Origin of the sequence: Dactylosporangium siamense (assembly GCF_016862795.1) — a bacterium.
In the GTDB taxonomy this organism is placed as follows: domain Bacteria; phylum Actinomycetota; class Actinomycetes; order Mycobacteriales; family Micromonosporaceae; genus Dactylosporangium; species Dactylosporangium siamense.
In genome coordinates, this window is sequence record NZ_BONQ01000017.1 from 267,494 (window position 1) to 278,002 (window position 10,509).

The following is a 10,509-nucleotide window of genomic DNA, read 5'->3' on the forward strand; positions in this document are numbered from 1 at the left end:
CGACACCGCCCTGCAGCTCAACGGCGCCGCGGTCGTCATCACCGGCGGCGGCTCGGGGATCGGCGCGGCCCTGGCCCGCCGCTTCGCCGGGCTCGGCGCCCAGGTCGTCGTCAACGACCTCGACGCCGCCGCGGCCCGCCGGGTCGCCTACGAGATCGACGGGCTCGCCTTCTCCGGCGACGTCGCCGACCCCGACGAGGTCGACCGGCTCGTCGACTTCACCTGGGACAAGCTCGGCGCGCTGGACCTCTTCTGTGCCAACGCCGGAGTCGCGCCCGGCGGCGACGCGACCGCGCCCGACGCGATGTGGCAGCAGGCGTGGCAGGTGAACGTCATGGCGCACGTGTACGCGTCCCGGGCGCTGCTGCCGCGGTGGCTGGCCAAGGGCCACGGCCGGTTCCTGGCCACGGTCTCCGCGGCCGGCCTGCTGACCCTGCTGGGCAAGGCGCCGTATGCGGTCACCAAGCATGCCGCCTACGCCTACGCCGAGTGGCTGCGGGTCACCTACGCGCACCGCGGCATCGTCGTGCAGGCGCTGTGCCCGCAGGGGGTGCGCACGCCGATGCTCGAGCGGGGCAACGGGCCGAGCCGCGGCCTGCTCGACCGCACCGCGCTCACCCCGGAGCAGGTCGCGGACCACGTCGTGGACGGCCTCGCCGGCGACCGTTTCCTGATCCTGCCGCACCCGGAGGTCGCGACGTACTACACCCGCCGGGCCGAGGACCCGGACCGGTGGCTCAACGGCATGAACCGGCTCCAGCGGAAGATCGACCAGGGACGGCTGTGATGGACTTCGCCTACGACGCGGTGACCGAGGGGTACCGCCAAAGACTGCTCGCGTTCATGGACGAGCACGTGTACCCGGCCGAGCCGGCACCGGACCTGGCCGCGTTGCAGCGGGTGGCGCGCGAGCGAGGGCTGTGGAACCTGTTCCTGACCGGCGAGCACGGCGCGGGCCTCACGAACCTGCAGTACGCGCCCCTGGCGGAGATCATGGGGCGCAGCCCGTCCCTCGCGCCGGCCGCGCTCAACTGCGCCGCCCCCGACACCGGCAACATGGAGCTCCTCGCCGGGTTCGGCACCCCGTGGCAGCGGGACCGCTGGCTGCGACCGTTGCTGGACGGGCGGATCCGCTCGGCGTTCTGCATGACGGAGCCCGAGGTCGCCTCGTCCGACGCCACCAACATCGCCACCCGCATCGAGCGCGACGGTGACCAGTACCGCATCAACGGCCGGAAATGGTTCGCCACCGGCGGGATGAGCCCGCGCTGCGAGATCTTCGTCGTGATGGGCAGGTCCGATCCGGACGCCCCGCGGCACCGGCAGCAGAGCATGGTGCTGGTGCCGCGCGACACCCCCGGCGTGACGGTCGTGCGTGGCCTGCACAGCTTCGGCTACGACGACGGCGACCACGGCGGGCACGCCGAGATCGAGTTCGCCGACGTGCGGGTCCCGGCGGAGCACCTCATCGGCGGCGAGGGCGACGGGTTCGCGATCGCGCAGGCGCGGCTCGGGCCCGGCCGCATCCACCACTGCATGCGGCTGATCGGGATGGCGGAGCGGGCCCTGGAGCTGCTGTGCCGGCGGGTGACGGCCCGGGTCGCGTTCGGCCGGCCCCTCGCCGAGCAGGGCGTCGTGCAGGACTGGATCGCCGAGTCCCGGGTGCGCATCGAGCAGGCCCGCCTGCTGGTGCTCAAGACCGCCTGGCTGATGGACACCGTGGGCAACCAGGGCGCCCACACCGAGATCCAGGCGATCAAGATAGCCGTGCCGTCCGCGGTGGAGTGGATCCTCGACAAGGCGATCCAGGCCCACGGCGCGGCCGGGGTCAGCCAGGACACGCCCCTCGCCGGGCTGTGGTCCCGGGCCCGCACGATCCGCATCGCCGACGGGCCGGACGAGGTGCACCGCCGCTCCCTCGCCCGCCGCGAGCTCCGCCGGTTCAGCCCGTGACGAACTCGACCAGCGCCGGCGTGTACGCGGGGGAGCGCAGCGCGGTCAGGTGGTCGCCGCTCACCACGCGCCACCGCGCGCCGGGGATCGCGCCGGCGAGGACCTCGGGGCGGGCGGCGAGGGGATCGTCCTGCCCGGTGAGGACGAGCGTGGGCGCGGTGATCCGGTCCAGGGCGATCGGGGTCCGGTGCGCCGCGTGCACCTGCGCGGCCAGGGCGGCCCGGTCGGCCCCGACGGCATCGGCGAGCCGGCGGAACGGCGCGGCCGGCGACGCCCCGATCGCCGACTCCGACGAGGTGAGCAGCACCGCGGCGACCTCGGCCGGGGGCATCGCGCGGGTGTCCAGGCCGCCGAGCTCGACGACCCCCGCGCCGACCCCGGACAGCACCAGCCGCCGCACCCCCTTGCCGCCGCTCGCGAAGATCGCGGCCACGACGGCCCCCATCGAGTACCCGACCAGGTCGACCGTGTCCAGGCCCAGGGTGTCGAGGAGGCCGGCCAGGTCGCGGGCCATGACGTCCTCGCCGTACCGGTCGGGGTCGTGCGGCTTGTCGGAGGCGCCGTGCCCGCGCGCGTCCGGCGCGACCACCCGCCGGCCGGCCGCGACCAGGGCGGCCACCACGCCGGGCGCGACGAAGTTGGTGGTGGCGTCGACCACGAACCCGTGATGCAGCACCACCGGCGGTAGCGGGGAGGGCCCGCCCCACACCTGGTACGCGATGCCGGTGCCGTCGAACGAGATGAACCGATCCATGTCGGCGAAGATTAGTGCACTCGGAGTGCAAATAGGAGAGGGTTGCGATGGATTTCTCGCTCAGCGACGAGGAGAAGGCGATCCGGGACACCGCCCGGGCCTTCATCCACAAGGAGGTCGAGCCCCTCGAACAGGAGGTGCTGCGCCGCGAGCGCGCGCATGGTCCGGGACTGGAGCGCGGCGAGCTGCGCGAGCTGCAGCGAAAGGCGAAACAGTTCGGGTTCTGGGGCCTGTCCACCCCCGAGGAGTACGGCGGGATGGACCTCCCCGCGGTGCTGCAGTCCCTGGTGTGGACCGAGGTCGGCCGGTCGTTCGTGCCGTTCCGCTTCGGCGGCGAGGCCGACAACATCCTGTACTTCGCCAACGAGGCGCAGCGCCGCGAGTACCTCGTGCCCACGATCGAGGGCGAACGCGTCTCCTGCTTCGCGATCACCGAGCCGGGCGCGGGCTCCGACGCGGCGAACATCACCTTCAGCGCCCGCCGCGACGGCGACGACTGGCTGCTGACCGGCGAGAAGACCTTCATCACCAACGGCAACGACGCCGACTTCACCATCGTCATCGCGGTCACCGACAAGGACCGGGACGTCCGCAAGGGCGGCGCCACCGCGTTCCTCGTCGACCGGGCGATGGGCTGGCAGTCTTCGTTCATCCAGACGATGGGCGAGGGCGGTCCCGCGTCGCTGATCTTCGACGACGTCCGCGTGCCCGCCCGCAACGTCCTCGGCGAGCTCGGCCAGGGCTTCGACCTCGCGATGCGCTGGATCGGCAAGGGTCGCTACATCATCCCCTCGCACGCCCTCGGCATCGCCGAACGCGCGCTGCGCATGGCGATCGAGCACGCCAACACCCGGCACACGTTCGGCCGGCCGATCGGGCAGAACCAGGCCATCCAGTGGATGATCGCGGACTCCGAGGTGGAGCTGGAGGCGGCCCGCTGGCTCGTGCTCCGCGCCGCCTGGACCGTCGATCAGGGCAGTGGTCAGGGTATGGACCCCCGGCACACGTCGTCGATGGCGAAACTCTACGGCGCGAACATGGTCAACAACGTCGTCGACCGGGTCATGCAGATCCACGGCGGCATGGGGTACACCCGCGAACTGCCGATCGAGCGCTGGTACCGCACCGTCCGGCTGCTGCGCATCTTCGAGGGCACCGACGAGATGCAACGCATGATCATCGCGCGGGACCTGTTGCGCGGTTTCACCCAGATCGGCGGGCACCTCGCATGAGCGCCACCCTTTCCCTGGCGGCCGTGCTTGCCGAGTCCGCGCGGCGGTACCCCCAGCGCATCGCGGTCGTGGACGGCGCTTCGCGGGTCAGCTATGACTCGCTGTGGCAGGAGGCCCTGGAGGTCGCGGGCGCCCTGCGCGACCTCGGGGTGCGCCCCGGCGACCGGGTCGCGCTGCAGTGCCCGAACACGGTCGACTTCCCGCGCGCGTACTACGGGATTCTCGCCCTCGGCGCCGTCGTCGTGCCCGTGCACCTGCTGCTGACCGCCCCGGAGGTCGCCTACACCCTGCGCGACAGCGGCGCCCGGGTGCTGATCTGCCACGTCGCTGTGGCCGCGACCGGGACCGGGGCCGCCGCGCTCGCCGGCATCCCGGTCGTCGCGCCGTCGGACCTCACGGGGGCCGCGCCGTTGCGGTCCTACGCCTCGCGGGACCCGTCCGATCCGGCGGTCGTGCTGTACACCAGCGGCACCACCGGACAACCCAAGGGCGCCGTGCTGACGCACCTGAACCTGGTGCTGAACGCGACCGTCAACGTGTTCGACGCCAACGACGCCCGGTCCACCGACGTGGTGCTCGGCTGCCTGCCGCTGTTCCACACGTTCGGGCAGACGGTCGGGATGAACGGCACCTTCCGGCTCGGCGCGACCCTGGTCATGCTGGCCCGCTTCACCGGTGCGGCGGCCCTGGAGGTGATGGTGCGGGAGGGCGTCGACGTGTTCCACGGCGTGCCCACCATGTATCTGGCGCTGCTGGACGCGGCCGCGTCCCACGGTGAGCTGCCCCGCCTGCGATTGTGCATCTCCGGCGGAGCCTCCCTGCCTGTGCCGGTCCTGGAGCGGTTCAACGCCGCCTTCTCGACGTCGATCTACGAGGGGTACGGGCTGTCGGAGACCTCCCCGACCGCCACCACCAACCAGCCCGACTTCGGCACCCTCGCCGGGACGGTCGGGCACGCCGTCTGGGGGGTCGAGGTCGAGGTGGCCCGCGCCGAGGTCGACGACCGGATCGAGCTGCTCCCGCCGGGGTCGCTGGGTGAGATCGTCGTCCGGGGGCACAACGTCTTCGCCGGATACCTGAACCGTCCCTCCGACACGGCCCTCGCCGTGGTCGACGGGTGGTTCCGCACCGGCGACCTCGGCACCCGTGATCCTTCCGGGCGCGTCACGATCGTGGATCGCAAGAAGGACATCGTCATCCGGGGCGGCTTCAACGTGTACCCGCGCGAGGTCGAGGAGGTGCTGGCCCGGCATCCCGCGGTCGCGCAGGTGGCGGTGATCGGCGTGCCGGACCCGGTGCACGGCGAGGAGATCTGCGCGGTGGTCGTCGCGTCGTCGCCGCTGCTTGCTGATGAGCTGGTCGCGTGGTCTCAGTCGCGGCTGGGGCGGCACAAGTACCCGCGCCAGGTCCATTTCGTGGACTCGTTGCCGCTCGGGCCGAGCCACAAGGTGCTGAAGCGTGAGCTGCGGCGTTCCGTCGTGTCACAACGAGCCTCTTCCATTGGTGTTACTGACACGTAACACTGGCGACATGGTTAGTGCATCGACCGTGCAGAAAGTTTCGTTGCGAGGCCGCGACGCCGATCGTGCCGCCATCGCGAGCCTGCTCACCGCCGCCGCCGACGGGCGTGGGGGAGCGCTGGTGGTCGCCGGTCCCGTCGGGATCGGCCGGACCGCGCTGCTCGCCGGTGCGGTCCATGCGGCGGCGGTCCCGCTGGCCGTGGCGGGGTGTCCGGCGGAGTCCGGGCTGCCGTACGCGGGGCTGCAGCGGCTGCTTGCGGGTCGGGTTGCGCTGCCGGGCTTCGACGGTGCCGTTGGCGGTTCCTTCTGTGGTCCCGTTGACGGTTCGTCCGGTGGTCCCGTTGACGGGCCGTCCTTCGGTTCCGCTGGCGGGCCGTCCTTTGGCTCCGTTGGCGGGTCGTCCGTCGGTTCCGCTGGCGGGTCGTCCGTCGGTTCCGTTGACGGTTCGTCCTTGGGTTCCGCTGGCGGTTCGTCCTTGGGTTCCGCTGGCGGTTCGTCCGGTGGTGACGGGCCTTCTGGCGCGGCCGGGGGGCGTGACGGTGCGGTGCCGGACCGGCTCGCCGTGGGTCTCGCCACCCTTGCCGCCCTGCGTGCCCTGGGCAGCAAGGCCCGGGGCCCGGTGGTGTGCCGCATCGACGACGCCCAGTGGCTGGACCGCCCGTCGCTGGACGCCCTCGGCCTGGCCGCCCGGCGCGCCGGTGGCGACCGGATCGCGCTCCTGTTCGCGCTGCGCGACACCCCGGCGGGCGCGGGCAGCGAGGCGGTGCTGGCCGGCCTGCCGTACCGCAGGCTCGCACCCCTCGACCTGCGCGACAGCCGCGACCTGCTCGCCGACGCGGTGCCGGACCTCGCCGGCGACGTCGCCGGGGTCCTGGCGGGCATGGCCGGCGGCAACCCGCGCGCCCTGATGGAGCTCGCCGCCGCGCTGGACGCCGAGCAGCGCCACGGCCAGACCGCACCACCGGACACGCTGCCGCGCGACAGTCCGCTGCGCCGGGAGTACCGGGCCGTGCTGCGCGCGCTGCCCGACGCGACCCGCCGCGTGCTCCTGGTGGCCGCGGCGGCCGCCGTGACCGCGCCCCGGTCACCGAGCGGCCGGCCGGGCTGCGAGGTGTCGGTGCTCCTCGCGGCCGGGCACCGCCCCGCCGACCTGGCCGCCGCCGAACGGGCCGACCTCGTGCACGTCGACGCCGGCCGGGTCCGGTTCGTGCCACCCCTGTTCGCCCCGATCCTGTACGCCGAGGCCGCCCTCACCGAACGGCACGCCGCCCACCGCCTCCTCGCCGGCCTGCCGTCCGGTTTGCCTTCCGTTCTGCCATCCACGGTGCCTTCTGTGGTGCCTTGCGTGGCGCCGTCTGCGGTGCCTTCCAGGGCGCTTTCCGCGGTGCCGTCCGTTCTGCCTTCCGGGGCGTCTTCCGAGGTGCCTTCCGGGGCGTCGGGCGTGGCGGCTCTTGGTGATCCTGGCGCGGTGCTGACCGCGGCGCTGCACCTGGCCGCGGTCGCCGACGGCCCCGACGACGCCCTCGCCGGCGTCCTGGCCGGGGCCGCCGCCGCGGTGCCCCCGGCCCTGGCCGCGACCGCGCTGCGGCACGCCGCCACCCTCACCAGCGAGCCCGTCCTGGCCGCGTCCCGCACACTCGCCGCAGCCCGGCTGGCATGGCGAGGCGGCGAACCACACCAGGCGCGAATGCTGTTGCGGTCGGTGTTCGCGCCGGGCGTACCGGAGCATCTGCACGCAGAACGCGAGCTGCTGCTCGGCGAGATCGACCTGCGGACCGGCGCGAGCGGCGGCGAGCAGCACACCCTCATCGCCGCGGCGGGCCGCCTGATCGCCCGGGACCGGCAGCGCAGCCTCGGCGCGCTCATGCTGGCCGGCGAGGCACTCCTCGCCACCGGCCGGCACGACCAGTTCACCGCGCTGGCCGGACGGGCGCTGCGGCTGCGGCGCCCAGACGACCCGGTCGCCGCCGTGCTGCTCTTCGAACACCTCACCGGGGTGTCCGCGCTCTTCTCCGGCGACCCGTCCCGCGGGGTCGAACCACTCCGGCGGGTCCTGCACCTCGCGGCCGCCGTCGACGACCCTCCGGCGTTGGTACGCGCCGCCGCCGCCGGCATTCTCATCGGCGAGGACCAGCAGGCGTACCGGCTGGCCGTGCGCGCTGCCAGACTGGCCGGCGGCGCCGGCGACCGGGCCAGCGTGCCGCACGCCCTCGACCTCGCCGCCACGGCCGCGTTCGCGCTCGGCGACCTCGACCTCGCCGTCGCGACCGCCACCGAGGGCCAGCGTCTCGCCGCCGCCACCGGGCAGGACGCCGTCGCCGACAACTGCCGCGGCATCCTCGCCGTGGTGCTCGGCATGCTCGGCGACGGCCCCGCCAGCCAGGCCTGGGCGCGCCGCTGCCGGGCCAGGGCCGGCGTCGACGTGGACAGCCAGGCCCGCGCGATGTGCGTCTGGGCCGCGGCCCTGCTCGACGTCGCCGAGGGCCGGCACGCCGACGCCGCCGGCCGTCTGTGGGGCGTCATGCGCACCGCCGGCGGTCGCGGTCACCTCGGCGTGCAGATCCCCGCGACCCCGACACTGGTCGAGGCCGTCGCCCGCTGCGGCGACCGAGCCCCGGCCCGCGAGATCCTGCGGGCCTACGACCTGTGGGCCTCCAGCACCGCGAGCCCGACCTGGCTGGCGCTGTCAGCCCGCTGCCACGCACTGCTCGCCGACACCGAGGACGAGGCCGACGAACGGTACCGTTCAGCCATCCGCCTGCACCTCGCCGGCGACTCACCCTTCGCCCGCGCCCGCACCGAACTCCTCTACGGCGAGGAACTCCGCCGCCGCCGCCACCCGGCCGCTGCCCGCGAGCACCTCCGCCGCGCCCTGGCCACCTTCGAACAGTTCGGCGCCGCACCCTGGGCCCAGCGCACCACCGCCGAACTGCGCGCCGCCGGCGACCACGTGACCCCGGTCGAGGAGGCCCGGGCGGCGCTGACCGCGCAGCAGGCCCGCATCGCGGAACTGGTGGCCGGCGGCGCGACCAACCGCGAGGTCGCCGAGGTGCTGTTTCTCAGCCCCCGCACCGTCGACCACCACCTGCGCAACATCTTCACCCGCCTCGGCGTCCGCTCCCGCACCGAACTGGCGAAGGTCGTGTCGTGAGCCCCAACCGCCTACCACCGCACGGCCCACGAGCCGCATGACCCGGCCGTAACGTGTCTGTGACTGGTGGTGCTGACCCGGCGGTTGGACTGGACACGGGGGTGTGCGGGTTCAAGGATGGAGGGGTAGCGCCTACCGGGGGGAGGCGGCACGTGCCACGGCCCTGCTTTTCTTTGGACGCACCGGATTCCGGTTCGTTCGTGTCGTTCGATTCGATCGATTGGGACGCGCGTTCCGCCGCGGCGCGGGCCGAGCAGCAGCGCCGCCGCGAGGAGAAGCTGCGCGTCAGAGCAGAGTTCGCGGAGGCCCGCCGCCACGGGCTGGCAGCCCGCCACGCGACGAAACTGGCGCGGCTGCAGTCCGCCCGGCTGCTGGCAGAGCTGGACTCACCTGAACTGATGCCCGCCCCGAAGCCCACACGCAAGCCAGCCTCGCCACCGCCAACGCCAACGTCGCCGCCAACGTCGCCACGTTCGGCGTCGTCGTTGCCGTCGGCGTCGTTGTCGCAGCCGTCGTTGCCGTCGCCACGGTCACGGTCACCGTCGTCGTTGCCACCGCCACCGCCACCGCCGTCGTCACGTTCGGCGTCGTCGTTGTCGCGACCGTCGTTGCCGTCGGCGTCGTTGTCGCAGCCGTCGTTGCCGTCGCCACGGTCACCGTCGTCGTTGCCGTCGGCGACTTCGTCATTGTCGCCACCGCTACCGCCGCCGTCACAGCCTCCACTGTCACCGCTACCGCCGTCGCCGTCGCCGTCGCCGCCCCCAGTGACGCCGCCAGCGCCGCCGCCGCCAACGTCACTGCCGTCGCCACCACCGCCGGAGCCGACTGCCGCGACACGACCCGCGCCATGGCGGCCAAGGAGCACCGAGGCGGTGCTGGCCGTATCGGTGCTCGCCTCGCCACCCAGTCGGGCACCGATATCCACATCGGTCTGGCCTCGACCTACCCGGTCGTTGCCAGGTGCCTGCCAGCAAGTGCCGGACGGCGTGCTCCATCCCGCTCCGCGCATCGCGGCAGCCGTCGCTCCGCGCATCGTCGCAGTCGCCGCTCCGCGCATCGTCGCAGTCGCCGCACCGCGCATCGTCGCAGTCGCCGCACCGCACGTCGCCGCAGCCGTCGCTCCCCGCGTCGCCGCGGTCGCCGCAGCGGTGGCTGCGCCTGCACCCGCCGTCGCGGCGCTGCCATATCCGATGCCTCCGCCTGGGGTGGTGGCGTCCGCGCCTGGGGCAGTCACGTCCGTGCGGGTGTCAGCAGCATCCGTTCGCAGGTCAGCAGCATCCGTGCGCTGGGCATCAATCATGCCTGTGGCGGTGGCGACTGCGCTTTGGGCGTTGACGGAACCGGCACCCATGTCTGCGGTCACGTCTGCGCATGTGGAGTCCGGCCGCTGGGGCAACCTTTGGACGCGGGTAGAGCGGCATCGAGATCCGATCCAGCGACCTTTCGTCGGCCGCTGGGGCAACCTTCGGACGCGGACGCAGCGGCGACGAGATCCGATCCAGCGGCATCTCGTCCGTCACGACCATGCGTGCCGGCGTCCAGTGGCATGGGGCACCTCCCGACGTGAACGGTGGTTGACCGCCTGCGCGGCAGTTGCGTATCCCCGTTCGGTCCGGCTTGCCGTCAGGTGGCCGAGAGGGCCTCCGTGTCGCTGGGGTCAGTCATGGCCACGGCGGCGCGCCTGTCAGATGGTGTCGCGCTGCGGTGCACCGTGTCCGGCTATGTGCCTGCGCGGTGGTGCCTGCGCCGCTGTGCCTGTGCGGTTATGTCTGCGCGGTGGTGCCCGTCCGGCTGTGTCTGTGCGGTGGTGCCTGGGCCGCTGTGCCTGTCCGGTTGTGCCTGCGCGGTGGTGTCCGTCCGGCTGTGTCTGTGCGGTGGTGCCTGCGCCGCTGTGCCTGT

General features: G+C 73.3%; 7 protein-coding genes. 5 read left to right on the top strand and 2 right to left on the bottom strand.

The window, feature by feature from the left end:
- Nucleotides 1-10: 10 nt before the first annotated feature.
- Nucleotides 11-787, top strand: a complete 777-nt coding sequence (locus Dsi01nite_RS05120) for an SDR family NAD(P)-dependent oxidoreductase (protein ID WP_373318727.1) — start codon at nt 11-13, stop codon at nt 785-787.
- Complete coding sequence (locus Dsi01nite_RS05125) at nt 787-1,953, top strand: acyl-CoA dehydrogenase family protein (RefSeq protein WP_203844825.1); 1,167 nt, start codon at nt 787-789, stop codon at nt 1,951-1,953. Before Dsi01nite_RS05120 ends, Dsi01nite_RS05125 begins: the two co-directional genes overlap by 1 nt.
- Here the strand turns inward: Dsi01nite_RS05125 and Dsi01nite_RS05130 are convergent.
- A complete protein-coding gene (locus tag Dsi01nite_RS05130) occupies nt 1,943-2,707 on the bottom strand; it encodes an alpha/beta fold hydrolase (RefSeq protein WP_203844826.1) in 765 nt (254 codons plus the stop codon). The two genes, Dsi01nite_RS05125 and Dsi01nite_RS05130, sit on opposite strands and share 11 nt — an antisense overlap.
- Nucleotides 2,708-2,754: 47 nt before the next feature.
- Here Dsi01nite_RS05130 and Dsi01nite_RS05135 point away from each other — a divergent pair, with 47 nt between their 5' ends.
- Genes Dsi01nite_RS05135 through Dsi01nite_RS05145 form a run of 3 tightly spaced genes read left to right on the top strand, consistent with a single transcriptional unit; the run spans nt 2,755 to nt 8,610 of the window.
- Nucleotides 2,755-3,939: an acyl-CoA dehydrogenase family protein gene (locus Dsi01nite_RS05135; RefSeq protein ID WP_203844827.1), complete on the top strand. Its 1,185-nt coding sequence runs from the start codon at nt 2,755-2,757 to the stop codon at nt 3,937-3,939.
- Nucleotides 3,936-5,459, top strand: coding sequence for a long-chain-fatty-acid--CoA ligase (locus tag Dsi01nite_RS05140; protein WP_203844828.1), 1,524 nt, complete (start codon nt 3,936-3,938; stop codon nt 5,457-5,459). Before Dsi01nite_RS05135 ends, Dsi01nite_RS05140 begins: the two co-directional genes overlap by 4 nt.
- 10 nt (nt 5,460-5,469) lie before the next feature.
- Nucleotides 5,470-8,610 (top strand): helix-turn-helix transcriptional regulator, encoded by a 3,141-nt coding sequence (locus Dsi01nite_RS05145; RefSeq protein WP_203844829.1) that lies wholly within the window; start codon nt 5,470-5,472, stop codon nt 8,608-8,610.
- A gap of 285 nt (nt 8,611-8,895) precedes the next feature.
- Here the strand turns inward: Dsi01nite_RS05145 and Dsi01nite_RS05150 are convergent, their stop codons facing one another.
- Complete coding sequence (locus Dsi01nite_RS05150) at nt 8,896-9,459, bottom strand: hypothetical protein (RefSeq protein WP_203844830.1); 564 nt, start codon at nt 9,457-9,459, stop codon at nt 8,896-8,898.
- Nucleotides 9,460-10,509: the final 1,050 nt, after the last annotated feature.

What these genes read in the sequence shown, in the direction of transcription:
- Dsi01nite_RS05125 (WP_203844825.1), top strand. Translation starts at nt 787, where the DNA reads ATGGACTTCGCCTACGACGCGGTGACCGAGGGGTACCGCCAAAGACTG.
- Dsi01nite_RS05130 (WP_203844826.1), bottom strand. Translation starts at nt 2,707, where the DNA reads ATGGATCGGTTCATCTCGTTCGACGGCACCGGCATCGCGTACCAGGTG.
- Dsi01nite_RS05135 (WP_203844827.1), top strand. Translation starts at nt 2,755, where the DNA reads ATGGATTTCTCGCTCAGCGACGAGGAGAAGGCGATCCGGGACACCGCC.
- Dsi01nite_RS05140 (WP_203844828.1), top strand. Translation starts at nt 3,936, where the DNA reads ATGAGCGCCACCCTTTCCCTGGCGGCCGTGCTTGCCGAGTCCGCGCGG.
- Dsi01nite_RS05145 (WP_203844829.1), top strand. Translation starts at nt 5,470, where the DNA reads ATGGTTAGTGCATCGACCGTGCAGAAAGTTTCGTTGCGAGGCCGCGAC.
- Dsi01nite_RS05150 (WP_203844830.1), bottom strand. Translation starts at nt 9,459, where the DNA reads ATGGCGCGGGTCGTGTCGCGGCAGTCGGCTCCGGCGGTGGTGGCGACG.